Source organism: Pseudomonas sp. W2I6 (assembly GCF_030815935.1).
In the GTDB taxonomy this organism is placed as follows: domain Bacteria; phylum Pseudomonadota; class Gammaproteobacteria; order Pseudomonadales; family Pseudomonadaceae; genus Aquipseudomonas.
In genome coordinates, this window is sequence record NZ_JAUSXJ010000001.1 from 3,064,318 (window position 1) to 3,089,643 (window position 25,326).

The following is a 25,326-nucleotide window of genomic DNA, read 5'->3' on the forward strand; positions in this document are numbered from 1 at the left end:
TCCTTAAAGCCAGTGAGCCAGGGACGCGGCGTTGCGCAGGTCCCAGACTTTTTCGATCAGCCCGGTGGTTTGCGCGGGTGTGCGGGCACCGCTGAATTGAGTCAGGCGCTGGAACTTGTCGGCCAGCTCCGAGCGGTTCAGGGTGTTGCCCGGGTCGCCCTTGGGTTCGTCGATGGCGCCGTGCAGGGTGCGACCATCGGCGGTGGTCACGATCACCCGGCCCAGCCAGCGCTGCGGATAGGCACCGTCGACTTCGGCGTCGAGGGTCATGGAGACCTTGTCGCGAAACGCCGCCACGTCCCCGTCGCTCAGCGCCAGCTCGTGAAACTCGGTCAGCCCGGCCTTGCCATGCACGGCAATCAACCCCAGCACGGTGCCCATGGAAAACTTGGCCTGGTGCACGGTCTGCGGCAGCGTCACCCGGCCCAAAACGTCGATGGCGCCCTGGTGAACGCGGGTTTCCACATGGGCGATCTGCTCATGGCCCAGCCCTTCGCGCTGCATCAGATCCAGCAGCGCATCGGCGGCCGGATGGGTATGCCGGCATGAAGCATGGAACTTGAACGACGTTTCCAGCAGCGCCCAGCGACTGCCGAGGCGATCCGCCAATTTGCCTGGGTCGGCGTCGGTGGACATGCCCGCCGCCATCCCCTGATCACCTTCCAGAATATTGCGCGCACCGGTCAGCCCGTCCGCCGTCAGATACGCCGCCAGCAAACCATCGGCAGCGGCCTTGGCAGTGTGCAGTTGCTTGGAGTCGGCGGCATCCCGCAGGAACTCCCACAGCCCGGCCGCCTGAGTGCCGGCACTGCCCAGCAGGTTGATGAATTGCTCTTGGTTGAAGTCGAGCAATTTGCCCACGGCCACCGCCGCCGCGAGGGTGCCGACGGTGGCCGTGGTGTGGAAGATCCGGTAATGGGAACGGCCCATGAACTCACCGATGCGAATCCCGGCTTCGTAGCCGGCCACCGAGGCCAGCAGCAGCTCGCGACCGGACTTGCCGAGGTCTTGCGCCGCCGCCAATGCCGCCGGAAACACCACGGTCGCCGGGTGCAATACCGAGCTGTTGTGCAGGTCATCCTGCTCCACCAGGTGCGACGACGCGCCATTCACCAGCGCGGCGAAATAGGCACTGCTGCTGCCGCCGTTGACGATGATCTGCGCCGGGCCATCAGCCGGGCCCATCCTGCGGGCATAACGTTCGAACAGCGGGATCGGATGCGCGCCCTTGCTGGCCAGCGCCGAGGCGAGCCAGTCGAGGAACAGGTCTTCGGTGCGGGCGAGTACGGCGTCCGGCAATTGTGCGTAATTCAACTCGGCGAGGAACCGGCACAGCGCTTGGGTATGGCTCATGGTCGGGCCCTCAGAAGCTGCGTGGCAGTTCGAGCAGATGCTCGGCCACGTAGGACAGGATCAGGTTGGTGGAGATCGGCGCAACCTGGTACAGGCGGGTCTCGCGGAACTTGCGCTCCACGTCGTATTCGCAGGCAAACCCGAAGCCGCCGTGGGTTTGCAGGCAGGCGTTGGCCGCCTCCCAGGAAGCCTTGGCCGCGAGGTACTTGGCCATGTTCGCGCTGGCCCCGGCATTGGCGCCGCTGTCGTATTCCTCACAGGCACGCCAGCGCATCAAGTCGGCCGCTTCGATCTCGATATGGGCTTCGGCAATCGGGAACTGCACGCCCTGGTTCTGTCCGATGGGCCGACCAAATACCACGCGGTCGCGGGCATAGGCGCTGGCTTTCTCGATAAACCAGCGGCCATCGCCGATGCACTCGGCGGCAATCAGCGTCCGCTCGGCATTCAAGCCGTCGAGGATGTAGCGAAAGCCCTTGCCCTCCTCGCCAATCAGGCTGTCCAGCGGCAACTCCAGGTTGTCGAAGAACAGTTCGTTGGTCTCGTGGTTGACCATGTTGGCGATGGGCTGCACGGTCAGGCCGTTGCCGATGGCTTCCCGCAAGTCCACCAGGAAGATCGACATGCCTTCGGATTTTTTCTTCACCTCGGCCAACGGCGTGGTGCGGGCCAGCAGGATCATCAGGTCGGAATGCTGCACCCGCGAGATCCAGACTTTCTGGCCGTTGATCACGTACTTGTCGCCGCGCTTGACTGCGGTGGTCTTGATTTTGGTGGTGTCAGTGCCGGTGGTGGGCTCGGTCACGGCCATCGACTGCAGGCGCAATTCGCCGCTGGCGAGCTTGGGCAGGTAGAAGCGTTTCTGTGCTTCGCTGCCGTGACGCAGCAAGGTGAACATGTTGTACATCTGGCCGTGGACGGTGCCGGAGTTGCCGCCGCAGCGGTTCACTTCTTCCAGAATCACCGAGGCTTCCGCCAGCCCCAGGCCGGAGCCACCGTATTCTTCGGGGATCATTGCCGACAGCCAGCCGGCGTCGGTCAGGGCTTTGACGAAGGCTTCCGGGAAGCCCTTTTCTTCATCGACCTTGCGCCAGTAGGCGGCGTCGAATTCGGCGCAGAGTGCGCGCACGCCTTCGCGGATGGCATTCAGTTCTTCGTTGTCATTCGGGTTCATTAACGGCTCTCCGCCTGTTGTTCTTGGAGGTTTATTCGAAATGCAGTTCGGCGCGCTGGGCCAGGCCGTCGGCGTTGCCCGCCCACAGTTCCGCGACGCCCGGCGCGGTGACGTGCCCGCCCACTTCAAAGGCTTGCGGGGCAATCAACGGGCGCACGCCGCGATACGAGAAACGGCGCAACGTGGCCGCGGGGTTGGCGCGGCAAAATGCGCGCAGGCTCAAGGTGGCGATCAGCGGCCCGTGCACCACCAGCCCCGAATAACCTTCGGTGCCGGTGACATAGGGGTAGTCGTAGTGAATGCGGTGGCCGTTGAAGGTTACGGCGCTGTAGCGGAACAACAGGGTTGGCGTCGGGTCGACCGCTTCACGCCAGGCGCCTTCGAGGAGCGCGTCACCACTGCCCTGCTTGGGCGGCGTGGGTTCGCGGTAGACGATGTCCTGTTCTTCGCGCAGGGCCAGGCGGCCGTCCTGGGAATAGTCGTGGCGCACGGTGACGAACAACAACGAGCCAGTGCGACCGGTTTTTTCTTCCACCCGGGTGATGGTCGAAACGCGGGTGGCGGCCTCACCCGCACGCAATGCATGGAAGAACTCGATGCGCCCGCCGGCCCACATGCGGTTGCGGTTATCGGCCGGCGGCAGGAAGCCGCCACGGGCCGGATGACCGTCGCCGCCCAGGGCGGATTCGGGCAGCGGGTCCTGGAAGAAGCACCATTGCCACAAGGGCGGAACCGGCTCGCCATCTGCCGGTGCCGCTTCGCCAAAGGTGGCGGCGATGCGTTTGAGCAGGTTGTGGCTCAAGTGGTCGTGGGCTGTTTCGCTACGGCCGATCCAGTCTGTGGCGCTCATCGGGTGCATGTCCTCGGGCAGGGAATCTGAACCGGATCATGCTGGGCCCTGGCCGTTCTGAGAATTTGCATTTCAATAAAGCAGCGTTCGGCTATGCTGAACGCCATCGCCCATAAAAAGATCTCAAGAACCCGGATGATCAATGTGGGAGCTGGCTTGCCTGCTCCCACATGGGTTCTTCGTCGCTGCCCCGGAGCCTTGCATGCACTTTGATCTGGCTGACTTACGCCTGTTTATCCATATCGCCGAATCCCCCAGCCTGACCCAGGGCGCCAAGCGCGCGTTCCTTTCGCCGGCCGCCGCCAGTGCGCGGATCAAGGCCCTGGAGGGCCAGCTCGACACCCGCCTGTTGTACCGCGACAGCCGTGGCGTGGAGATCACCCCGGCGGGCGAACGGCTGCTGCACCATGCGCGGCTGATCATGCGCCAGGTGGATTACCTGAAAAGCGAGTTCACCCAATACGGCATCGACTCGGCCGGACATATCCGCATTTTTGCCAACACCACCGCCGTGACCGAGTTTCTCCCGGAGGTGCTGGCCGGCTTCCTGTCCCAGCGACCCGGCGTGACGGTGGACCTGCAGGAGCGGCTGTCGCGGGATATCGTGCGGGGCGTGCTGGATGGCACCAGCGACATGGGCATCATCGCCGGGCCTGTGGAAGCGTCGGGTTTGCAGGTGCTGCACTTCAGCACCGACCACCTGGTGCTGACGGTACCGGTGGGGCATCCGCTGGCGGGCCTGCCTTCGGTGACGCTGGAGCAAACCCTGGCTTATCAGCATATCGGCTTGCATGACGGCAGCACGTTGCTGAGTTTCCTGCGTGAGCATGTGGAGCGGCTGGGCAAGCACTTGTCGTTGCGCATTCAAATGTCGAGCTTCGAGGCGATCTGCCGGATGGTTGAGGCGGGCGTGGGGATCGGCATCATTCCCGAGTCGGCCGCCGTGCGGCACAGCCGGACCATGCAACTGGTGACGGTGAAGCTGGATGAGGTTTGGGCAGTGCGTGAGCGCAGTATTCTGGTGCGGGAACTGGAGGCGTTGCCGGGTACGATTCGGGCGTTGATCGCGACCTTGATGCCCGAGATGGAACCGCCCCGGCTGCCGGGCGCCTAAGCTAACGTTGCCCTTTTGCGAAGGAGATCTGGTCATGCAGCTTGAAGGTTCCTGCCATTGCGGCGCGGTTTCGTTCAGTCTTGAGAGTGCGCATCCCTACCCTTATCAGCGGTGTTATTGCTCGATTTGTCGCAAGACCCAGGGGGGTGGCGGGTATGCGATCAACCTTGGGGGGGATGCCAGGAGCCTCAAGGTGCGGGGGCGCAAGTTGATTTCGATTTATCACGCGCGGATGAAAGAGGCGGGGGATAGCCGGGCGCATGCGAGTACGGCTGAGCGGCATTTTTGTTCGCAGTGTGGGTCGGGGTTGTGGTTGTTCAGTCCGCAGTGGCCGGAGTTGATTCATCCGTTTGCTTCGGCGATTGATACGCCGTTGCCGGTGCCGCCGGAGCATACGCATTTGATGCTGGGGTCGAAGGCGCCGTGGGTTGAGGTGAGTGTTCGCGCGGGGGACCTGGAGTTTGAGGAGTATCCAGAGGAGTCGATTGCCGAGTGGCATGGGCGGTTGGGGTTGGGTTGATTGATTGAGTGAGTGAGTGAGTGAATATCCGTTATTTGGGTGATGGCTGAGATTGGTTCCGCTCTTACAGCGGCTCACTTTTGAACAGCGCAAAAGTAAGCAAAACGCTCTTGCCCCACCACTCGGCACCTCGCCTAGGCTCGGTGTGCCCTCACTCCGGCTTTGGACCGTGGGCCGCCGTCATGGGCCATCCTTGGCCCAGGACGGCTAACCCGGCGTCCTGCCGGGTTACCCACGCTCCAAAGCCTGCGTTCGGCCAGCGTGGTTTAACGGGGCGCCTAAGATCAAAATCAAGATCAAAAGCAAGAGCACAGCGGCCTCCCGGCCGGCTTGAGTGTTTAGAAGCCAAATCAAAAGCTAAAGCGGGCACGGTCCAAATGTGGGAGCGGGCTTGCTCGCGAAGGTCGTTAACGATGACGCGGGCATTCTGGATGAACGCGGCGCTCTCAGGTTTTTCGCGAGCAAGCCCGCTCCCACAGAAAAGCAGCTCTGTTTTCGCTCTGGTCTTTGCTTTTGCTTTTAACACTCAAGCCGGCCGGTAGCCGCTGTGCTCTTGCTTTTGATCTTGATCTGCGGGCCCCGTCAACCACGATGGCCGCAAGTAGGCACGGTGGAGCGGGTAAATCGGCAAGGATGCCGATTTAGCCGCGCCGGGCCAGGGATGGCCCATCGCGGCGACCCGCGGAACCGGGCCGGAGTGCGGGCATGCCGAGCCTAGGCGAGGCACCGAGTGGTGGGGCAAAGACCTTTTGGTTACTTTTGGGGCGTTTGCCAAAAGTGACCCGCTGTAAGAGCGGAACCATAAGTCGCCGTTACCTAAATAACGGATATGTACACCGAATCAAACAGCCGCCAAAGAAGGCTCCAACTGCCGCTGAGCCAACCAAATCTCCTCCTGCAACCACTGCGCAAACACCTGCAACTGCGGCGTATCCGTCTGCTCCGGCCGGGTCACCAGCCAATACGACTGATGCCCCTCCACATGCACATTCAGCACCTGCGTCAACTGCCCACTGGCCAACTCCGAAGCGACCATATGCCAATCCGCAATGGTAATCCCCAACCCATCGATCGCCGCCCGAATCGCCAAATCCAGCAGGTCAAACTCATACCCCCCCTCGATATCAACCCCACTGATCCGCGCCGCATCCAGCCAATGCTTCCACGTCAGATACCGCTGATCCTCCCGCGCCAGCACATGCAGCAACGTCATGCGATTCAGATCAATCCCGTCACTCCACTCCCGGGCATACAACGACGGCGCACACACCGCGATATGCCGCTCCTGAATCAACAGCGAGCTGTCCAACCCATCCCATTCCCCATCGCCAAACCGAATCGCACAATCCAGCGTACTGGTCTCCGCCAGGCTGTCCTGCAACCGCGTGGTAATGCTCAACTCCAACTCCGGATGCTGCTCGCGCAAGCGCCCCAACCGCGGCATCAACCAACGATTGGTAAACGTCGGCGGCGCATTGATGTGCAGCCGATTGGCATGGGACTTCTGCTGGATACTGCGCACCGTCAACTCGATCTTGTCGAACGACTGATGCAACGCCCGCAGCAATACCCGCCCGGCACTGGTCAATTCCAGGTGATGGTGACGACGCTCCAGCAGGGCCTCGCCCAACTGTTCTTCAAGCTGGCGCACCTGGCGGCTGACCGCACTCTGCGTCACGTTCAACAGCTCGGCGGCCCGGGTAAAACTGCCGGTACTGCCGGCGACTTCGAAAGCTTTGAGGGCGTTGAGACCGGGCATTTTGCGTTTCATGGACGACACTCGGGAGCACAGGGGAAATAACCTGCACAACATACCTTTTTGTATTGGGTCAGCGGTAGCACCCCAGCCTGACAAACAATTAATCGTCGCAAACGCTGAAAGTGTCGTTTATCGCTACAGACCGTCGCTCACGAATAAATAGCCTGCGTATAACGCATGCACACTAAGACAATTAAGCATTGGTCGTTGCCAGGCTATAAACGCTAGTCTGCCGATGTACTTCCTGTAACTTCGCCCCTCTCTTTCGCGATTAACTTATCGAGTCATCGCCATGTCCAACGCACCCGTTTCATCCCGGCGAAGTATTGGCTTGCTGGCACTGGTGTTTACCGCCTGCAACGCCACCACCCACGGTTTCAGTGTGTTCCTGTATTCGGCGCTGTTGCCGCAGATCCGCCTGGCCTTTGAGCTCAGTTACAGCCAGGCCGCGTTGATTGCCGCGCTGTTGCAGCTGTTCTACATGGGTGCCTCGATTGCCAGCGGCCTGGCGGCGGCGTGGATCAGCCCGCGCAATATGGTGCGCCTGACCATCGTCCTCAGCCCCGCCCTGCTGGCCCTGGCCGTCGCCACGCCGTGGGTGCTGCCGTTTGCCCTGTGCCTGGCACTGGTGTCGGCGTGCGCGGTGTCGAACTGGAACGCGATTTCGGCCCTCGCTCAAGAGGTGATCCCGACTACACATCGCAGCCGGGTGCTGGGGCTGGCGTCCTCGGGCTCAGCCTTTGCGCTGTGCTTGAACGGGCTGTTGATCGCGCTGTTGCAGGGGTTGTCGTTGCGCCAGTTCTGGCTGATCTGCGCCGGGTTGACGCTGGTTGTCACGCTGTTGACCCTGTGGGCACTGGCCCCGATCAAGCAACCGGCACCACGCGAGACCATGGCGCCGGCGCTGAATCAAGTGCTGCGCCAATGGCTGAAGTTGTGCATGGCACAACCGGTGGCAATGCAGATCGTCTTGCTCAGCGCGTTTATCGGCGCCATCAGCGGGCCGTTTCTGAATTTCCTGTCGGCGTTCGTCAGCGAGCAGCTACAGGCCAGCGCTTCCGTCACCGGCTCGATGTGGACGCTGATCGGGATCGGCGGTGTGATCGGCGGCTTGCTGCTGGGCACGCTGGCAGATCGTTGGGGGGCGTTGCGGGTGATGGCCCTGAGTATCGGCGCGTTTGGTCTGAGCATGCTCGGCTTGCTCGGGCACCCGAGCCTGGTACTGAGCTGGCTGGCGGCAGGGCTGTTCGCGCTGTTCTATTTCCCGTGTTGGGGCTTGATGGCCGCCTACGTCGGTGCCCGGCTCAGCCCGGTGCACAGCCTGCAAGTGGTGAGCCTGAGCATGGTCAGCTACGGCCTGGCGAGTGCCACCGGCAATGCCTTGTGCGGCTGGCTGCTGCAAGTCACTGGCGAATTTGCGGTGGTGCACGGCTGGATCGCGGCCTGGGTGTTGGCCAGCCTGTTATTGCTCAAGCGCATGGCCCAGCGACACACCCGTGAAGCGCTGGCCGCCCAGATGCCCTGAGTGGCCCAGTTGCCGGCGCAGAATCTCCACCAGGGCATCCACTTCCGGCACCTGGCAACCGGCTGAACGCCAGAACATCAGGCGCGCCGGGGCAATCGGCGGGAAGCCCTGGCGCTCGTCCAGAATCTGCCAGTCGGGTGGCACCAGGCGCCGCGCCATCACGCCCACCGACAAGCCCTGCTCGATCGCAATCGCAATGCCGCGCGGGCTTTGGCTGGTGTAAACCACCTGCCACGAACGCCCGGACTGGGCCAGCGCCTGCACGGCGTTCGCACGGAACGCGCAGCCCTCGGCGTACACCGCCAACGGCACCGACTGACGCCCCACGCAACTCCAGCTGGGCGCCGCGACCCACACCAACGGCTCGTCGCACAGGTATTCCCCGCTCTGCAAACCTGCGTGTTCCACCCCCAGCACCAGGTCCAGCTCGCCCCGTTGCAGGCGCCCCACCAGGGCCGTCGACATCTCGCAGCACACATCGGGCCGTACCTGGGAGAACTGCGCCTGGAAGTCCTTGAGCATCCCGCCCAGGCAGTACTCGGCGTAGTCCTCGGGCATGCCGAGGTGGATACACACCTGTTGATTGGGCAATTGCGCGGCGCTGACGGCCTCGCTGTGCAGCTTGAGGATCTGCCGGGCGTAGATCAAAAAGGTTTCGCCACCGGGGGTCAGGCCCACCGAGCGGCTGGTACGGCGGATCAGTGGCGTGCCGACGATGTCTTCCAGGCGTTGCAGGCTCTGGCTGACGGTGGATTGGGTCTTGTGCAGGCGCTCGGCGGCCGCCGAAAACCCTTGGCACTCGATAATTGCCACAAACACTTTAAGCAGGGTGCCATCCAGTTCGCCCGACATAACTATCGCCCTCGCCGATGGATTCGATCACAACTTGTAATTTCCACTTTGCACCTCGTTCAGCAACTATCGGGTCAGCCAAAAAACACCAACTGATAGTTCCGGGAGTCTTGCATGAGCCTTCAACTTGCTGACGCTGAAGTGGGCGATATCAGCGACATTATTAATACCGAGCTGTATCCCATACATGATTCGGGCCATGTTCAATTACAGGCCCTGATCGAACACGCCCGGGCCGAACTGGCCGAAGACGGCTGCTGCCTGCTGAAGAACTTCCTGCGCCCCGCAGCGCTTGAGCAGGCGCGCCTGGAAGGTTTGGCGCTGTCGAGCAAGACGTTTTATTCGGTGCGCAAGGTCAACGCCTACTTCACCGAGGACGACACCTCCCTGCCCCACGATGACCCGCGCCGCACGTTCATGGAGCGCACCAGCGGCTTTGTGACCCGCGACATGATCGCCCCGGACGCGATCATCCACCGGCTGTACGTGTCGCCGATGATGAAACGCTTTATCGGTGCCTGCCTGAATGAGCCGGAAATCTTCGAGTACGCCGACCCGTTCGCCGGGCTGGTGATCAACGTGATGCCGGACGGCACCGAGCAGCCCTGGCACTTCGATACCAACGAATTCATCGTCAGCATGATGACCCAGAAGCCCGAGGCCGGCGGCCTGTTCGAGTACGCGCCGATGATTCGCTCGCGCACCCAGGAGAACCTCGGCGCCGTCGGCAAGGTGGTGCGTGGCGAGGACCGTTCGCGGGTGCAGGAACTGGAACTCAACCCCGGCGACCTGCAGATTTTCAAAGGACGTTTCTCGGTGCACCGGGTGACCCGCGTGGAAGGCGCCACCGAGCGCAACACGGCGATCTTCGCCTACTCCGAAAAGCCCGGAATCATTGGCCGTGCCCGGCGCACCAAGCAGCTTTACGGACGCCTGTCCGAAGCCCATCTGCAAGCCGAACGCAACCTGGTCCGCAGCGACCAGTTGCTCGACTGATTCACACCTAAAAAAACCAAAAAACCGTATGTGCCCTGCGAGGAACACCCCATGAGTCTGTCCGGCCCCAACCGCAACCCCGCTGACTGCGAACCTACCCATGACGAGATCCAGCAGATCCAGTTGGACCGTCTGCAACGGGTACGCAACGAGCTGAAAAAACGCGACTACGCCGCCTGCGTACTGTTCGACCCTACCCACATGCGCTACGCCACCGGCTCACGCAACATGCAGGTGTACTCGGCGCGCAACCCGGCCCGCTATGCGTTTATCCCGGCAGAAGGCCCGGTGGTGGTGTTCGAGTTCGGCGGCTGCCTGCACCTGGCCGAAACCCTCAACACCGTCGATGAAGTGCGCCCGGCCAAAGCCATCTCCTATTACTTCTGCGAAAGTTTCCTGGGCAATGTCACCGCCGACTGGGCCGCGGAAATCGATGAGCTGGTGCGCAAATGCGGCGGCGGCAAACGCATCGCCATTGAAAGCGCCACCTCGGCCGCGGCCTTCGAACTGCAAAAGCTCGGCTACCAGATTTTCGATGCCCAGGAACCGCTGGAACGTGCACGCTGCATCAAGGTGCCGAACGAACTCAAGATGATCCGCGCCAGCCTGCGTGCCACTGAAGCCGGGGTGCGCCTGATGGAAAGCAAACTCACCCCCGGCATCAGCGAGAACGAGCTGTGGTCGCACCTGCACCAGCATGTGATCGCCACCGACGGTGATTACGTCGAGACCCGCCTGCTGTCCTCCGGCCCACGCACCAACCCGTGGTTCCAGGAGTGCAGCACCCGGCCCATCGAAGCCGGCGACCTGGTAGCGCTGGACACTGACGTGGTCGGGCGTTTCGGCTACTACGCCGACTTCTCGCGGACCTTCCTGTGCGGGGAACAAGCCGCCACCGCCAAGCAGCAGGAGCTGTACAAACTGGCCTACGAGCAAGTGCAGACCAACATGGAAATGCTCAAGGCCGGGCGCAGTTTCAAGGAGTACGCGGAACTGGCCTGGAAGATTCCCGAGCATTACAAAAACAACCGTTACTTCGCCCTGGTGCACGGGGTTGGCATGACCGGTGAATACCCCTACGTGGTGCATCGCGAAGACATTGATGCCCTGGGCTACGACGGCGTGTTCGAAGCCGGCATGACCATCTGCGTGGAAAGCTATATCGGCCACGACGACGGCGGCGAAGGGGTCAAGCTCGAAGAGCAGATCTACATCCACGAACACGGCATCGAGTTGCTCTCCGACTACCCGTTCGACCCGCGCTTGTTGAGGTACTGATCGTTCCCACGCTCTGCGTGGGAATGCATCCCGTGACGCTCTGCGTCACCGTTTCGCAGAGGGGACGCGGAACGTCCGGAGCGGCATTCCCACGCAGAGCGTGGGAACGATCGGTCGGTGGGGAGCGACATGTAACATGCGTTTATAGAACGTTCCAACGCAGAATTTGTCGTTTGTCGATCTTTGCGCAAATGACAAAACTGCGGGCATCTCTAATAAAAACAACATGAGAGCTGCCCTATGTCCTGTCCCATTGCCACCCTCCCGACTTCGTTGCGCCTTGTTCTTCTGCCGGCTTCACAGCGGTCACGGTCACGCCTTCGCGGCGCTTGCCATTGACCCTTGCGGTTCAACAAAAAAACGCATATTCGCAAGTACCGGAGAGGCTTATGAAAGAATTGACTACCCTGGACGGCGCCGCGCCGCATCCAGCCGTAAATGATCTGTGTGCCCAAGTGCAAAGCGGCGAAATCAACCGCCGCCAATTCCTGCGCACGGCCGCGCTGCTGGGCATCACCGTCGCCAGTGCCAGCACCTTTCTCGGTTCCGCACTGCTGGGCAATCACGCCCAGGCCGCCGAGCCACGCCAGGGCGGCAGCCTGCGGTTTGCCTGCGCGATCCAGGAAATCCAGGACCCGATGCTGATCACCTGGATCGAAGCCTCGAACCTGCTGCGCAACTCGGTGGAATACCTGACCTGGGTCGACGCCGACAACATCACCCACCCTTACCTCGCCGAGAGTTGGAGCCCGTCGGAAGACCTCGCTACCTGGACCTTCAACCTGCGCCAGAACGTGAAGTGGAGCAACGGCGACACCTTCAACGTCGACGACGTGCAGCACAATATCGAACGCTGGATCGCCGCCGATTCCAAGTCGGTGAACCGCACCGCGTTCCAGGACATCAAGGCCTTCGAAAAAGTCAGCGAGTTCCAGTTCCGCCTGGTGCTCAAGCGGCCGATCCTGGCGATCCCGGAGATGCTCAACGCCTTCACCTGCGCCATCGTGCACCGCAGCTTCAAGGCCGGTGACGACTGGGCGAAAAACCCGCTGGGCACCGGGCCGTTCAAGCTGGTTTCATTCGCCGTGAACAAGCAGGCGACCTTCGCCAAGCGCGCCGATTACTGGGGCAAACCAGCCAACCTCGACGAGTTGCGCTACGTCGACATGGGCACCGACGTGTCCACCCACCTCGCCGCCCTGCAAGCCGGGCAAGTGGACGTGCTGTACCGCGTGACGGTGGCTGAACTGGACCTGGCCAAGCGCTTGCCCGGGGCCCAGTTGCTGACCTGCAAGTCGGCGCAAACCGTGGTGATGCGCATGGCCTGCGACCAGAAGCCGTTCACCGACCTGCGCATCCGCAAGGCGGTGGTGCTGTGCGCCGACAACGCGCAGATGCTGAAGATCGCCTATCGCGGCATGGGCACCCTCGGCGAAGACCATCATGTGGCGCCTTCCCACCCCGAATATTTCCCGCTGCCCAAGCGCAACCGCGACGTGGCGGCGGCCAAGAAGCTGCTGGCCGAAGCCGGCTTCCCCAACGGCATCGACATTGACCTGATCGTCGGCAACACCCAGGGCCGCTATGAACAGGACTGCGCGCAGATCCTGCAACAGAACTGCCTGGAAGCCGGGATCCGCATCAACCTCAAGGTGATCCCTGCTGCACAGTACTGGCCGATCTGGGACAAGGCTGCTTTCAGCCTGACCTACTGGGCCCACCGCCCGCTGGGCGTAATGTCCCTGGAACTGGCCTACCGTGGCGGTGGTGCCTGGAACGAAAGCCATTACAGCGACCCGGCGTTCGATGCCGCGCTGGACAAGGCCATGGGCATCATCGACCCGAAACAGCGCGCCGTGGCGATGGAAGATGTCGAACGCATCCTGCAGGACGCCTGCGTGATCGTGCAGCCGTTCTGGGGCGACAAGTTCACCGCCGTGAGCAAAAAGGTCCAGGGCTTCCAGGTGCACCCTTCCGACTTCTACCCGATGGACAGTGTGTGGATGAGCGCTTGATTTAGCGCACGCCCTCCTCCCTGCCCGCACACGGGCAGGCATCCCTTGAACAGTCGGAGCATGCACCCATGGCTCATTTTCTGATGCGCAAGTTATTGGCGCTGGTGGCGACCCTGCTGTCGGTGTCATTGATCGTGTTCCTGGCCCTGGAACTGAATATCGAAGACGTGGCGATCAACGTCCTCGGCCCCTACTCCGCCGCCGACCAGCGCGCCGCGTGGCTGGTGGAACATGGCTACAACCAACCCTTTGTGTGGCGCTACCTGGTGTGGCTCAAGGACTTTGTCAGCGGCGACTGGGGCACCTCGGTGTACTTTCGCGAATCAGTGATCAAGCTGCTGCTGCCGAACCTTGCGCAAACCCTGACCCTGGCCGGCCTGGCCTTGCTGGTGATGGTGCCGGTGGCGTTGACCCTCGGCGTTCTGGCCGGGATTCGCCAGGGCTCGGCGCTGGACCGCCTGGTGTCGTTCCTGTCGATCGTCACCACCTCGATTCCCGACTTCGCCAGCGCGGTGTTCGTCTCCGCGATCTTTGTGTTCTGGCTTAACTGGCTGCCCGGTGTGAGCAGCATGAGCGAAGGCTTCAGCGTCGTGCAATTGGTGCTGCCACTGATGGTGCTGTGCCTGTTCGGCATCGGTTACCTGGCGCGCATCACCCGGGCCTCGATGGTGGAAGTGATGCAGGCGCCGTACATCCGCACGGCGCGGCTCAAGGGGGCGTCGACCTCACGCATTGTGCTGCGGCATGCCCTGCGCAATGTGCTGATCGCGCCGGTCACGGTGATCATGCTGTACATCCCGTGGCTGCTGTCGAACGTGATCGTGGTGGAGGTGTTCTTCGCCTACAAGGGCTTCGGCTCGCTGCTGTACACCGCCTCGCTGAACCATGACGTGTACCTGATCGAAGCCTGCGCGATGGTCAGTGCCGTGGTGGTGGGCATCACCAAGATTTTCTCGGACCTGGCCTACACCTGGCTCAACCCGCGCATCACCCTGCGCAGCCTCGGCGGAGGTGCCCAATGAACCTGCTGCACTCGTTCAAACATCCCTTGGCATTGCTCGGCCTGCTGCTGGTGGGCGGCTGGGTGCTGATCGCGCTGTTCGCACCGTGGATCGCGCCCCATGATCCGCTGGAAAGCTTCACGCCCTTGCTCACGCCAATGACCGTCGGCGACAACGGCCAGGGCTTCCTGCTGGGCACCGATATGATTGGCCGCGACATTCTCTCGCGGCTGATCTGGGGCACTCGTACCGTGCTGTTCTGGTCGATCCTCGCCACGCTCACCGCGTTTGCCGTGGGCATCGCCATGGGCCTGTGCGCCGGCTACTTCAACGGCTGGGTCGACAGCGTGCTGTCGTATGTGGCCGACACGGTGCTGTCGTTCCCGGTGCTGGTGCTGTACATCGTGATCATCATCGCCCTCGGTGCTTCGGCGCTGAATATCCTGATTGCGGTGACCTTCACCAGCGCGCCGGCGATCTTCCGGATCATGCGCGCCCTGACCATCGATATTCGCTCGCGAGACTACGTGCTCAGCGCCATCACCCAGGGCGAGGGCTCGCTGCGGATCATGCTGGTGGAAATCCTGCCCAACTGCGGCGGGCCGCTGATTGTCGATTTTTGCCTGCGCATCGGCTACACCGCGATCATGATCGGCGCCCTCGGCTTCCTGGGCCTCGGGCTGCCGCCGCCCACACCGGACTGGGGCGGCATGATCAATGACGGCCGCGCCATGGCCATCGCCTTCCCGCACCTGGTGATCTTCCCGTGCATCGCCATCTCCACCCTGATGCTGGGCCTGAGCCTGTTGGCGGACGGCCTGGATGAACACGCCCAGAAAGGCGCAAGGAGTTGAGCATGAACCACACGCAAGTACTGCGGGTGCAGAACCTGTCCATCGAATTGCCCGCCGGCGCCGACCGCAGCCACGCGGTGCAAGGCATCAGCCTGGAAGTGCGCAAGGGCGAAATCCTCTGCGTGATCGGCGAGTCCGGCTCCGGCAAGTCCGTGCTGTCGGCGGCGATCATGGGCGACTACGCCAAGGGTTTGCGGCATACCGAAGGCGTGATCGACTTCCTCGGCGATGACATTTGCACCCTCGACGAGGAGCGTTTGAGCCAGCTGCGAAGCAACCGTATCGCGATGATTTTCCAGGAGCCCATGGCGGCGCTGAACCCGGCGATTCGCATTGGCAAGCAAGTGGAAGAGATCTTCGATATTCACGCACCGCAGATGCCGGCGGCGGAGCGTCGCGAGCGCATGTTGGCGCTGCTGGAGTCCACCCAACTACCGGACCCGCCACGCATCGCCAACAGCTTTCCCCACCAGTTGTCCGGTGGCCAATGCCAGCGGGTGGTGATTGCCATGGCGCTGGCGATGAACCCGGACCTGCTGATCGCCGACGAACCCACCACGGCGCTGGACGTGACCACCCAGGCGCAAGTGCTGAAGCTGGTGCGCGAACTGCGCGGCCGCGGGCAACACGGCATTCTGTTTATCACCCATGACTTCGGCGTGGTGGCGCAGATTGCCGACCGTATCGCGGTGATGGAAGGCGGCCGGCTGGTGGAAATCGGCGAGCGCGACCAGGTGCTGAATGCCCCGGCCCACGCCTACACCCGCAAGCTGATTGCGGCCGTGCCGGCGCTGCACCCGGAGCTGCACAAGCCGAGTGCCGACGGCGAGCTGGCATTGCGCATCGAGCACCTGACCAAGACCTACACCGTCGGCGGCAGCTCGGTGGCGGCCTTGCGCAATGTCTCGCTGCAACTGCCACGGGGCAAGACCCTGGCGATTGTCGGCGAGTCCGGTTCGGGCAAAAGCACGTTGGTGAAAGCCGCGATCCGCCTGGTGGACAGCGACAGCGGCCACGTATGGGTCGGTGACACCGACTTCCTGGCCCTGCGCGGCTCGGCGCTGGCGGCGAATCGTCGGCGCATCCAGATGATTTTCCAGGACCCGTATGGCTCGCTCAATCCTCGGCACCGGGTGGGCGACATCATCGCCCGCGCCGCGCAATTGCGCGGGTTGTCGGCCAAGGATGCGTGGGCTGAAGCCGGTGATTTGCTGGAACAGGTGGGCCTCAAGCGCGACGCCCTCAAGCGCAAGCCCCGGCAGTTCTCCGGCGGCCAGCGCCAGCGCATCGGCATCGCCCGCGCCCTGGCGATGCGCCCGGAAGTGTTGATCGCCGATGAGAGCGTGTCAGCCCTGGATGTCTCGGTGCAGAAACAGGTGCTGGAACTGCTGGCCGAACTGCAGCAGCGCCTGAACCTGAGCATCCTGTTCATCACCCACGACCTGCGGGTGGCGGCGCAGATCAGCGACTACATCGCGGTGATGCGCCAGGGCGAAGTCGTGGAATACGGCACTGCCGAGCAAGTGTTGCTGCGACCTCAGAACACTTACACCCAGACCTTGCTGGCCGCCGCCCCCGGCGCCTCGGAGCTGCCCACGGCAGGCCCGCCGTTGCGGCTGATTCGCCCGCAAGCGCACTGAGTCAACCCTTTACCCCGCGTCGCAGCGTTCGTTGCGGCAAGGGGCTGCTGTTGCCAAAAAATAACCAATAACGAGAGCAAAACCATGCGACCAACCTTCCGTTACATCGCTCTGGTCCCTGTGCTTGGCGCCCTTGCGGCACCGGCCATGGCCATTCAAGTCACCGACAACCTCGACCTCGGCGGCGCCGTGCGCGCCCGTTGGGACTACGACCCGGATCGCGACATCCAGAAGTTCGGCCTCGACACCGCGTACCTCAGCGCCAAGTACAACTCCGACACCTGGATCGGCGAGGCGCAGTACCGTTTCTACGGGCGCTCCTATCCGTACCAGTACACCAAGAACTACGGCGATATCCAGTTCGCCAAGTTCGCCTGGGTGGGCTACAAGTTCAACCCCGACCAGCAGGTCCAAGTGGGCCTGAACACCGTGCCGTTTGGCTTGCAGCCGTACTTCGGCAGCACCTTCTACGAAACCCTGGGCAACGTGATCGGCCTGGAAGATGTGCAGCAGGTGGGCGCCAAGTACATCCAGCAAAGCGGCGACTGGAACATCCAGGCCGGTTACTACCTGCGCCCGGCGTGGCAAGGCAAAGGCACGAGCAAGGGCGTGACCTACTCTAGCGTGATCTCCGAGGCCGACAGCTACGTGGGCGACGGCAGCAACAACCAGGAACGCAACACCGTGGTGGTGCGGGTGGCCAAGGCCATGGACCTGGGCGGGTGGAAATCGGAAGTCGGGCTGTCCGGCCTGACCTCCACCCTGGAGAACAAGGACACCAACGACGATGGCCGGCGCAACGCGGTGGCGATCCACTACCTGGGCAAGAACGGCCCGTGGGGCGTGCAATTGCAGGCGGCACGCCAGCAGATGTCACCGCGCAACCCGGGCACCGACAGAGTGGTGACCCTGGGCGGGTATGACGGCACGTTCAACGTGGCCAGCCGCGGCAATCTGTATGTGGCGGACTTGAGCTACGACGTGGGCGGCAAGTACCTGTTTGACCAGGTCAGCGGTGTGAAGCTGTATGCCAACTACAGTGCGTTTGACAAGTCCGAGGATCAGTTCAAGACCTCACAGCGGGTGATCCTGGGCACGTCGTTTTCGGTGAGTAAACTGTGGGTGGCCACGGAGTGGTTGATCGGCAAGAACGATCCGTATATTGGTGGGAGCAGCTATACCGAGAGCTTGGGAGCTGGGGGGAGTAACCAGTGGGAGAATCAGTTGTATATGAACATTGGCTACTACTTCTAAAATAGGCGGCGTCTTCACTGACGCCTTCGCGAGCAAGCCCGCTCCCACATTTTGACCGCGGCGCCGATCAAATGTGGGAGCGGGCTTGCTCGCGAAGAGGCCGCCAAAAACACCATAAAAACAACAGGTGTGGAATCCATTTCATGCGCCAACTGCCCTCCCTCAACATGCTCCGTGTCTTCGAAGAAGTCGCCCGCCACCGCAGCTTCAGCCAGGCCGCCGTGGGCCTCAACGTCACCCAGGGCGCCGTCAGCCGCCAGATCAAACAACTGGAAGACTACCTCGGCGTCGCCCTCTTCATCCGCACCCCCCAGGGCCTGTCCCTGACCGAAGCCGGCTTCGCCCTCTCCCCGCACCTGAGCGACGCCTTCGACCATATCGAGCGCGCCCTGCACGCCGTGCGCGTGCCCAACCTGCGCCAGCGCCTGCGTATCGTCGCCCCGCCCACCTGGGCCACCCGCTGGCTGTCCGCCCACCTGCGCCGGTTTTGCGAGCGTTACCCGGACATCAACCTCAGCGTCACCCACCAGAACACCCATGCGAGCCTGGCGGAAATCGACTGCCAAGTCCGCTTCGGCCTGGAAGCGGCCACGCAGTGCAGCAGTGAACTGCTGGTGATGGAACGCCACATCGCCGTCGCCAGCCCGGAACTGTTCAGCGACGGTCAGCCGCCCGACCTGCGGCGCTTTCCGCTGCTGCACATCCTGCACGATGGTAAGCGCTTGAAGGTTTGGGAGAACTGGCTGGCGGCCATGGGCCGGGAAGATATCGATGCAGGCCAGGGCCTGGAATTCAGCACCCTGGACCAGGTGATCCACACCGCCCTGGCCGGCGGTGGGCTGGCGGTGATCGACCGGCAGATGATCGAGCGTGAACTGGCGAATGGCAGCCTGCTGCCGATCACCCCGGTGGAGGTGATCGGCCCGTATGGCTATTGGCTGGATGTGGCAAGTGACAAGCAGGGTTTATCCAAGGTTCGGTTGTTTACGCAGTGGTTGAACCGGGTGAGCAATCCCTGACACCGCAGGCTCGGCCTTGCACGCCTGGCTCAAGGTCAACGCCTTGGTTTCCGGCGCCCAGGCCCAGGAGATGATCGCCCCCAGCACCAGGATCGCGGCGAGGATGCCCATGGTCGGGCTCAGGCCGATCCCCGCTACGCTCACCGGCAACAGGAAGGTACTCACCGCCGAACCCAGGCGGCTGATGGCTGTGGCAAGGCCGATGCCGCTGGCCCGCACTTCGGTCGGGAAGCTCTCCGCCGGGAATACGCCCACCAGGTTGCTCACCGCCGACAGCACCAGGGTGAAGACGCCGAACGTCAGCACCATCAACCACGCCATGCTGCCCGGCAATACCGCCAGCAGGAACAGCGCCGCCGCCAGGATGATGAACGAGTTGATCAGGAAGCCCCGCCGGGAGAATTTCACGGTGCACCAGATGCCGATCAAGGCGCCGATGATCAGCAGCAGGTTGAGCATCAGCTCGGTGCCAAAACCTTCGGCCAGACCCATCTTCTGCAGGATCGACGGCAGGAAGGTGTAGATGGCGAAGTACGGCATCACGATGCACACGAAGAACAGGCAGTTGAACGCGGTGCGCTTGCGGTATTCACGGCTGAACAGCACGCCGTAGCCGGAACGGGTTTGCGTCGACGGTTCTTCATCGAGGACCACGTGTTCGCCGAGGTGTTTCTTGACGATGGCTCGGGCCTCGGCAATCCGGCCCTGGTTGACCAGCCAGCGCGGCGATTCGGGCGTCCCGATGCGCGCGATCAGGATCAGCCCGGCAGGAATTGCCGACGATGCAAGCATCCAGCGCCAGGCATCATCGCCGAGGCTGAGCATGGCGGTGCCGACGAAAGTCGCGGCCACGTAACCAACCGTCCACACCACGCTGAAGGAGCCCAGCAGTACCCCGCGATGTTTCCTGGGTGAGAACTCGGCGAGCATTGCGTGGCCGACGCTGAAGTCGCCGCCCAGGCCGATACCGATCAACACCCGGCAGAGGAACAGGCCCATGGCGGTTTCGGCATAGAACTGCATCACCGAGGCAACGGTGATCAGGACGAAGCTGACCAGGAAGATTTTCTGCCGGCCGAGGGTGTCGGAGATCCAGCCAAAGAACAGGCTGCCCATAAACAGGCCGATCAGGGCCGAGGCGCCGATCAGGCCTTGCCAGAAGGCGTCCAGTTGCATCTGTGGGCTGAGCAAGGTGAAGGCAATGCCGATCAGGCCGAGGATGTAGCCGTCAGTGAAGTGGGCGCCGAAGGTCAGGCCGGCGATTTTAAGGTGGAAGCGACCGATGGGCAGGTCGTCGATTTTGATGGGTTGAGTGGACATGGTGTTCTCCATATTTTTGTTCTTGACGGAGTAACAGCGGGCAAGCCGATGGTGATGTGTGAGCTTTATTGTGGGAGCTGGCTTGCCTGCGATGGCGGTGGGTCAGTTGGATAATGGGGGACTGACCTACCGCTATCGCAGGCAAGCCAGCTCCCACAGGGTTTTGTGTTGTTTGGGAGAGTGGGGTCAGAGACCGCCCATCAACAGGTATTTGATCTCCAGGTAATCCTCCAGGCCGTACCTGGAACCTTCACGGCCCAGGCCCGACTCCTTGATCCCGCCAAACGGTGCGACTTCGGTGGAGATGATCCCTTCGTTGATCCCGACCATGCCCGCTTCCAGGCCTTCGGCCATGCGCCATACGCGGCCGATGTCGCGGCTGTAGAAGTAGGCGGACAAGCCAAACGGCGTGTCATTCGCCCGTTGCAGCACTTCGGCTTCGTCCTTGAAGCGGAAGCAGGCCGCCACCGGGCCGAAGGTTTCTTCCTGAGCAATCAGCATCTCGCCGTGGGCTTCGGTGAGGATGGTCGGTTCGAAGAACGTCCCGCCCAAGGCATGGCGACGGCCGCCGCACAGCAGCTTGGCGCCTTTCTCCAGGGCGTCGCCGACGTGGGCTTCAACCTTGGCCAACGCGGCCGCATTGATCAGCGGGCCTTGCTCGGTTTCGCCGTCCAGGGCGCTGCCGACGCGCATCGCAGAGACTGCTTCGGCCAGCTTGCGGGTGAACGCATCGTACACAGCGTCCTGGATGAAGAAGCGGTTGACGCAGACGCAGGTCTGCCCGGTATTGCGAAACTTGGAAGCCATGGCGCCTTTGACGGCAGCGTCCAGGTCGGCATCGTCAAACACGATAAAGGGTGCGTTGCCGCCCAGTTCCAGGGAGACCTTTTTCAGGGTGTCGGCGGCCTGGCGCATCAGCAGCTTGCCGGTGCGGGTGGAGCCGGTGAAGGACAGCTTGCGCACAATGCTGGAGGCTTGCAGTGCGCCACCGATGGCCACGGCATCGCCGGACACGATGTTGAACACGCCCGCCGGAATCCCGGCCTGTTCTGCCAACACCGCCAGGGCAAAGGCCGACAGCGGGGTTTCTTCCGACGGTTTGAGAATCATCGTGCACCCCGCCGCCAGCGCCGGGCCGACCTTGCGGGTGACCATGGCCAGGGGAAAGTTCCACGGGGTGATCGCCGCGACCACGCCAATGGCTTCCTTGGTCACGATGATCCGCGCGTCGGCCTTGTGGCTCGGGATCACGTCGCCATAGGCACGCTTGGCTTCTTCGGCAAACCATTCGAGGAAGCTCGCCGCGTAGACCACTTCGCCCATGGCTTCGGCCAGCGGCTTGCCCTGTTCCAGGCTGAGCAGGTGGGCCAGGTCCTTCTGGTTGCTCAGCATCAACTCGCTCCAGCGCTTGAGGCGCTGGCTGCGTTCCTTGGCGGTGAGCTTGCGCCAGGCCGGCAACGCGCGGTTGGCGGCGGCAATGGCCAGGTTGGTTTCTTCAGCCCCGGCGCGTTGGACTTCGGCGATCTGCGCACCATTGGCCGGGTTGCGCACCGGGTAGACCGGCCCACCGCTGGACCATTGGCCATCAATGAAATTGCCTGTGCGAATCAGCGGGTTCATGCCACGGCCTCTATCAGGTTAAAACGGTCCAGGCCCGGACGGGCGCTGCGCAGGATGCGTTTGCCGGCGGTGTAGTCGTTGATCACATCGCACGGCGTGTAGTTGCGTTCCAGCTCGTGCAGTTCTTCGGCATCCAGTTGGGTGTCCAAAGCGGCGAGCGCGCTATCAAATTGTGCGGTGGTGTCGGCGCCCACCAGCATCACGTCCACACCCGGATGATTGGCCACCCAGGCCTGGGCAATCTGCGCGTTGGACACGCCACGGGCACGGGCCACACGTTGCACCGAGTGGGCGATGTCGAACGACGCCTGGTCGCTGTACATCTGCTGGGTGAAGAAGTCGGTCTGGTTGCGGGTCGACTGCACTTCGCCGGTGAGCAAGCCACGGGCCAGCGGGCTGAACACCGACACGCCCAGGCCCTGGTCGCGGCAGAACGGGATCATCTCGCGCTCTTCCTCGCGGTAGGCGCAGTTCAGTTGCAGCTGCATGTTGATCGGCTTGACCCAGCCGTTGCGCTCGCAGGCCATGAGGATTTTTGCCAGTTGCCCGGTGAGCATGGTCGACACGCCGATGTAGCGCGCCTTGCCGGAACGCACGATGTCGTTGAGGGCGCCCATGGTTTCTTCCACCGGGGTGTTCACGTCAAAGTAATGCAGCATGAACACGTCGACGTAATCCATGCCAAGGCGGCTCAGGGAGGCGTCGATGCTGTCCATGATGTGCTTGCGCGAATGGCCGCTGGCATTGATGCCGCTGCGGGTGCCGTAGCCGACCTTGGTGGTGACCACGATGTCTTCACGGCGCGCAACGCGCTTGAGGATGCGCCCGACCACTTCCTCGCCGACGCCTGCGGAGTAGAAGTCCGCCAGGTCGATGAAGTTGACACCGTTGGCCAGGGCATGGGCAACGATGGGTTCGCTTTGTTTCTCGTCGAAAATCCACGGCTTCCATTCCGGGGTGCCCATGTTCATGGTGCCCAGGCACAGGCGCGAGACTTGCAGGCCGGAGTTGCCCAAACGGATGTATTGCATGGGAATGTCCTCAGGCTTTTGGCGTGTAGAAAGGGTTGCTGATGTGGTTGACCACATCCGCCAGTTGCGCGGTGTGCGGCAAGCCTGTGAGGGCGGCGCGGATCGCAGTGCGGCAGGCGTTGTAGTTGTTGAGGTAGACCGCATCCAGGTCGTCGCAGGCCGGGTTGACCCAGTTGGCGGTGACAATCGCCCACTCGTCCTCGGCTTCCGGCGGCAGGGTGCCGTCGAGCAGGGCTTCGAGCACCGCCTTGGCGATCCCGGCCTGGGACGCGCCCCAGGTGGCATTGCCGTGCAGGTCGCTGCCGATGGCGGCCTTGTTGACGTAGAGGGTCATGGGTTTGACCGGGATGTTCGGCTGGGCAATCACCATGAACGGGCAATGGCCCTGGCTTGGCGACGCCAAACTGTTGGCAAACGCCTGGCCGGCCGGACCGTTGCGCGGGCCGATGAGGATGTTGATGTGGGCAGCATTGACGCCTGGGCCTTCGAAGCCTTCGCCGATGTACAGATCAAGTGCTTTCATTTCGCAAACGCTCTTTTTTGTTATGGGGAGCTGGTTGGCGAATTTTTAGCACTGGCCCGGGTAGCGGCCGTAACCATTAAAAGTCATGGGGCTGTGAGTTTTAGTCATGGCCCTGCGACCATCGGCCTGGTCTTGTGCGTTGACCATCGTTGTTACACCCCATATAGTGTGCCCACGAACACAGACAACCACTACATAGTGTGCAAGAACGCTGAACACCGACCACACTATGCGCAGTATTTCAATGCCTTGAAGCCTGCAAAACGCACATTTTTGAACACGCTGGGTGAATCGAAGCCCACGCCGTCAGACGGACCACGAAGGAGCAATTCAATGCTGAGTTGGGATGAAGCAGATCAACCAGACACCGGTGACGTAGTCATCCGGGGCGCCAACGCCGGCCACGCCACCGAAGCCAACATGGACCGCCTCGACGGTGCCGGCGCTGCCGCCGCCCTTGAAGCCCGCAACGTGACCGCCAGCGACTCCGCCGCGATCATCCGGGCCAAGGCCGCCCTCGACAAGCTTGACGTCGCCGAAGGCCTCGCCGAACTCGAAGGCTCCGCCGCCCGCGTCGCCGTTGACGAAAAGCGCATGATCAACTGCCGCGCCGACCTCAACCAACTCGTACCTTTCAAGTACGACTGGGCCTGGCAGAAGTACCTCGACGGCTGCGCCAACCACTGGATGCCGCAAGAGGTCAACATGACCGCCGACATCGCCCTGTGGAAAAACCCGGAAGGCCTGACCGACGACGAGCGTCGCATCGTGATGCGCAACCTCGGCTTCTTCTCCACCGCCGACTCCCTGGTTGCCAACAACCTGGTATTGGCCGTGTACCGCCTGATCACCAACCCGGAGTGCCGCCAGTACATCCTGCGCCAGGCCTTCGAAGAAGCGATTCACACCCACGCCTACCAGTACTGCATCGAATCGCTGGCCATGGATGAAGGCGAGATCTTCAACATGTACCACGAGATTCCATCGGTCGCCAAAAAGGCTGCCTGGGGCTTGAAGTACACCCGTTCGATCTCCGATCCGAAGTTCGAAACCGGCACCGTTGAGACTGATAAAGAGCTGCTGCGCAACCTGGTGGCGTACTACTGCGTACTGGAAGGTATCTTCTTCTACTGCGGCTTCACCCAGATCCTGTCCATGGGCCGTCGCAACAAAATGACCGGCGTGGCGGAACAGTTCCAGTACATCCTGCGGGATGAGTCGATGCACCTGAACTTCGGCATCGATGTGATCAACCAGATCAAAATCGAAAACCCGCACTTGTGGGATGCCGAGATGAAGGAAGAAGCGACCCAGATGATCCTGCAAGGGACTCAGCTGGAGATTGAATATGCGCGTGACACCATGCCGCGTGGGGTGCTGGGGATGAATGCGGCGATGATGGAGGATTACCTCAAGTTCATCGCTAACCGTCGTCTGTCGCAGATTGGGTTGAAGGAAGAGTATCCAGGGACGACTAACCCGTTCCCTTGGATGAGCGAAATCATGGACTTGAAGAAAGAGAAGAACTTCTTCGAGACCCGTGTGATCGAGTACCAGACTGGCGGCGCGCTGAGCTGGGATTGATTTAAAGCGGCCCCTTCGGGGGCCGTGTTGTTTCACCTGTCGAT

21 protein-coding genes are annotated in these 25,326 nt (G+C 62.3%); 12 read left to right on the forward strand and 9 right to left on the reverse strand.

Going from position 1 to position 25,326, the window contains the following annotated elements; translation table 11 throughout:
• Positions 1-3: 3 nt before the first annotated feature.
• Genes QF039_RS14415 through QF039_RS14425 form a run of 3 tightly spaced genes read right to left on the reverse strand, consistent with a single transcriptional unit; the run spans position 4 to position 3,377 of the window.
• Positions 4-1,353 (reverse strand): MmgE/PrpD family protein, encoded by a 1,350-nt coding sequence (locus QF039_RS14415; RefSeq protein WP_134326762.1) that lies wholly within the window; start codon positions 1,351-1,353, stop codon positions 4-6.
• Between the two features lie 10 nt (positions 1,354-1,363).
• Positions 1,364-2,527, reverse strand: coding sequence for an acyl-CoA dehydrogenase family protein (locus tag QF039_RS14420; protein ID WP_177019774.1), 1,164 nt, complete (start codon positions 2,525-2,527; stop codon positions 1,364-1,366).
• A gap of 31 nt (positions 2,528-2,558) precedes the next feature.
• Positions 2,559-3,377, reverse strand: coding sequence for a MaoC family dehydratase N-terminal domain-containing protein (locus QF039_RS14425; RefSeq protein WP_087695071.1), 819 nt, complete (start codon positions 3,375-3,377; stop codon positions 2,559-2,561).
• Between the two features lie 202 nt (positions 3,378-3,579).
• On the opposite strand from QF039_RS14425, the gene QF039_RS14430 reads away from it, so the two are divergent.
• Both QF039_RS14430 and QF039_RS14435 read left to right on the forward strand, forming a co-directional pair.
• Positions 3,580-4,491 carry a LysR family transcriptional regulator gene (locus tag QF039_RS14430; protein ID WP_008436234.1) on the forward strand — a complete coding sequence of 304 codons (912 nt, stop codon included), beginning with the start codon at positions 3,580-3,582 and terminating at the stop codon, positions 4,489-4,491.
• Between the two features lie 34 nt (positions 4,492-4,525).
• Positions 4,526-5,011, forward strand: coding sequence for a GFA family protein (locus QF039_RS14435; protein WP_307519036.1), 486 nt, complete (start codon positions 4,526-4,528; stop codon positions 5,009-5,011).
• 841 nt (positions 5,012-5,852) lie between these two features.
• Here QF039_RS14435 and QF039_RS14440 read toward each other — a convergent pair.
• Positions 5,853-6,782: a LysR substrate-binding domain-containing protein gene (locus QF039_RS14440; protein ID WP_032899060.1), complete on the reverse strand. Its 930-nt coding sequence runs from the start codon at positions 6,780-6,782 to the stop codon at positions 5,853-5,855.
• A gap of 280 nt (positions 6,783-7,062) precedes the next feature.
• Between QF039_RS14440 and QF039_RS14445 the strand changes: the two genes are divergently transcribed.
• Positions 7,063-8,295: an MFS transporter gene (locus QF039_RS14445; protein WP_102369226.1), complete on the forward strand. Its 1,233-nt coding sequence runs from the start codon at positions 7,063-7,065 to the stop codon at positions 8,293-8,295.
• On the opposite strand, the gene QF039_RS14450 is transcribed toward QF039_RS14445, so the two are convergent.
• On the reverse strand, positions 8,233-9,147 hold the full coding sequence (locus tag QF039_RS14450; protein ID WP_177021270.1) for a LysR family transcriptional regulator: 915 nt from the start codon (positions 9,145-9,147) through the stop codon (positions 8,233-8,235). The two genes, QF039_RS14445 and QF039_RS14450, sit on opposite strands and share 63 nt — an antisense overlap.
• Before the next feature lie 114 nt (positions 9,148-9,261).
• On the opposite strand from QF039_RS14450, the gene QF039_RS14455 reads away from it, so the two are divergent.
• The 8 genes from QF039_RS14455 to QF039_RS14490 all read left to right on the forward strand — a co-directional run bounded on the left by QF039_RS14455 (position 9,262) and on the right by QF039_RS14490 (position 19,204).
• Entirely contained in the window at positions 9,262-10,143 is an 882-nt protein-coding gene (locus QF039_RS14455; RefSeq protein ID WP_307519041.1) for a hypothetical protein, read from the forward strand.
• Positions 10,144-10,194: 51 nt separating this feature from the next.
• A complete protein-coding gene (locus tag QF039_RS14460; protein ID WP_003218567.1) occupies positions 10,195-11,421 on the forward strand; it encodes a Xaa-Pro peptidase family protein in 1,227 nt (408 codons plus the stop codon).
• 389 nt (positions 11,422-11,810) lie between these two features.
• Complete coding sequence (locus tag QF039_RS14465; RefSeq protein ID WP_177021271.1) at positions 11,811-13,436, forward strand: ABC transporter substrate-binding protein; 1,626 nt, start codon at positions 11,811-11,813, stop codon at positions 13,434-13,436.
• 68 nt (positions 13,437-13,504) lie between these two features.
• Positions 13,505-14,458 carry an ABC transporter permease gene (locus QF039_RS14470; protein WP_102369228.1) on the forward strand — a complete coding sequence of 318 codons (954 nt, stop codon included), beginning with the start codon at positions 13,505-13,507 and terminating at the stop codon, positions 14,456-14,458.
• Positions 14,455-15,291, forward strand: a complete 837-nt coding sequence (locus QF039_RS14475; RefSeq protein ID WP_102369229.1) for an ABC transporter permease — start codon at positions 14,455-14,457, stop codon at positions 15,289-15,291. Before QF039_RS14470 ends, QF039_RS14475 begins: the two co-directional genes overlap by 4 nt.
• A 2-nt stretch (positions 15,292-15,293) precedes the next feature.
• Entirely contained in the window at positions 15,294-16,931 is a 1,638-nt protein-coding gene (locus QF039_RS14480) for an ABC transporter ATP-binding protein (RefSeq protein WP_307519047.1), read from the forward strand.
• Between the two features lie 84 nt (positions 16,932-17,015).
• Positions 17,016-18,185 carry a hypothetical protein gene (locus QF039_RS14485; RefSeq protein WP_307519049.1) on the forward strand — a complete coding sequence of 390 codons (1,170 nt, stop codon included), beginning with the start codon at positions 17,016-17,018 and terminating at the stop codon, positions 18,183-18,185.
• Positions 18,186-18,328: 143 nt separating this feature from the next.
• Positions 18,329-19,204: a LysR substrate-binding domain-containing protein gene (locus tag QF039_RS14490; protein WP_008432889.1), complete on the forward strand. Its 876-nt coding sequence runs from the start codon at positions 18,329-18,331 to the stop codon at positions 19,202-19,204.
• Here QF039_RS14490 and QF039_RS14495 read toward each other — a convergent pair.
• The 4 genes from QF039_RS14495 to fae all read right to left on the reverse strand — a co-directional run bounded on the left by QF039_RS14495 (position 19,151) and on the right by fae (position 23,698).
• The gene (locus QF039_RS14495) at positions 19,151-20,524 is read right to left on the reverse strand and encodes an MFS transporter (RefSeq protein ID WP_307519052.1); all 1,374 of its coding nucleotides are present in this window, start codon (positions 20,522-20,524) and stop codon (positions 19,151-19,153) included. The genes QF039_RS14490 and QF039_RS14495 overlap by 54 nt on opposite strands.
• Before the next feature lie 186 nt (positions 20,525-20,710).
• Positions 20,711-22,144, reverse strand: coding sequence for an NAD-dependent succinate-semialdehyde dehydrogenase (locus QF039_RS14500; protein ID WP_177051876.1), 1,434 nt, complete (start codon positions 22,142-22,144; stop codon positions 20,711-20,713).
• Positions 22,141-23,175 (reverse strand): aldo/keto reductase, encoded by a 1,035-nt coding sequence (locus QF039_RS14505; RefSeq protein WP_307519055.1) that lies wholly within the window; start codon positions 23,173-23,175, stop codon positions 22,141-22,143. The genes QF039_RS14500 and QF039_RS14505 overlap by 4 nt, the downstream gene beginning before the upstream one ends.
• Before the next feature lie 10 nt (positions 23,176-23,185).
• The gene (fae, locus tag QF039_RS14510; protein WP_003212394.1) at positions 23,186-23,698 is read right to left on the reverse strand and encodes a formaldehyde-activating enzyme; all 513 of its coding nucleotides are present in this window, start codon (positions 23,696-23,698) and stop codon (positions 23,186-23,188) included.
• Positions 23,699-24,031: 333 nt separating this feature from the next.
• Here fae and QF039_RS14515 point away from each other — a divergent pair, with 333 nt between their 5' ends.
• Positions 24,032-25,282, forward strand: coding sequence for a ribonucleotide-diphosphate reductase subunit beta (locus QF039_RS14515; protein WP_008432895.1), 1,251 nt, complete (start codon positions 24,032-24,034; stop codon positions 25,280-25,282).
• The last annotated feature ends 44 nt before the right edge of the window (positions 25,283-25,326 follow it).

Coding starts and splice junctions, on each gene's coding strand:
- QF039_RS14415 (WP_134326762.1), bottom strand. CDS start 1,353: ATGAGCCATACCCAAGCGCTGTGCCGGTTCCTCGCCGAGTTGAATTAC.
- QF039_RS14420 (WP_177019774.1), bottom strand. CDS start 2,527: ATGAACCCGAATGACAACGAAGAACTGAATGCCATCCGCGAAGGCGTG.
- QF039_RS14425 (WP_087695071.1), bottom strand. CDS start 3,377: ATGAGCGCCACAGACTGGATCGGCCGTAGCGAAACAGCCCACGACCAC.
- QF039_RS14430 (WP_008436234.1), top strand. CDS start 3,580: ATGCACTTTGATCTGGCTGACTTACGCCTGTTTATCCATATCGCCGAA.
- QF039_RS14435 (WP_307519036.1), top strand. CDS start 4,526: ATGCAGCTTGAAGGTTCCTGCCATTGCGGCGCGGTTTCGTTCAGTCTT.
- QF039_RS14440 (WP_032899060.1), bottom strand. CDS start 6,782: ATGAAACGCAAAATGCCCGGTCTCAACGCCCTCAAAGCTTTCGAAGTC.
- QF039_RS14445 (WP_102369226.1), top strand. CDS start 7,063: ATGTCCAACGCACCCGTTTCATCCCGGCGAAGTATTGGCTTGCTGGCA.
- QF039_RS14450 (WP_177021270.1), bottom strand. CDS start 9,147: ATGTCGGGCGAACTGGATGGCACCCTGCTTAAAGTGTTTGTGGCAATT.
- QF039_RS14455 (WP_307519041.1), top strand. CDS start 9,262: ATGAGCCTTCAACTTGCTGACGCTGAAGTGGGCGATATCAGCGACATT.
- QF039_RS14460 (WP_003218567.1), top strand. CDS start 10,195: ATGAGTCTGTCCGGCCCCAACCGCAACCCCGCTGACTGCGAACCTACC.
- QF039_RS14465 (WP_177021271.1), top strand. CDS start 11,811: ATGAAAGAATTGACTACCCTGGACGGCGCCGCGCCGCATCCAGCCGTA.
- QF039_RS14470 (WP_102369228.1), top strand. CDS start 13,505: ATGGCTCATTTTCTGATGCGCAAGTTATTGGCGCTGGTGGCGACCCTG.
- QF039_RS14475 (WP_102369229.1), top strand. CDS start 14,455: ATGAACCTGCTGCACTCGTTCAAACATCCCTTGGCATTGCTCGGCCTG.
- QF039_RS14480 (WP_307519047.1), top strand. CDS start 15,294: ATGAACCACACGCAAGTACTGCGGGTGCAGAACCTGTCCATCGAATTG.
- QF039_RS14485 (WP_307519049.1), top strand. CDS start 17,016: ATGCGACCAACCTTCCGTTACATCGCTCTGGTCCCTGTGCTTGGCGCC.
- QF039_RS14490 (WP_008432889.1), top strand. CDS start 18,329: ATGCGCCAACTGCCCTCCCTCAACATGCTCCGTGTCTTCGAAGAAGTC.
- QF039_RS14495 (WP_307519052.1), bottom strand. CDS start 20,524: ATGTCCACTCAACCCATCAAAATCGACGACCTGCCCATCGGTCGCTTC.
- QF039_RS14500 (WP_177051876.1), bottom strand. CDS start 22,144: ATGAACCCGCTGATTCGCACAGGCAATTTCATTGATGGCCAATGGTCC.
- QF039_RS14505 (WP_307519055.1), bottom strand. CDS start 23,175: ATGCAATACATCCGTTTGGGCAACTCCGGCCTGCAAGTCTCGCGCCTG.
- fae (WP_003212394.1), bottom strand. CDS start 23,698: ATGAAAGCACTTGATCTGTACATCGGCGAAGGCTTCGAAGGCCCAGGC.
- QF039_RS14515 (WP_008432895.1), top strand. CDS start 24,032: ATGCTGAGTTGGGATGAAGCAGATCAACCAGACACCGGTGACGTAGTC.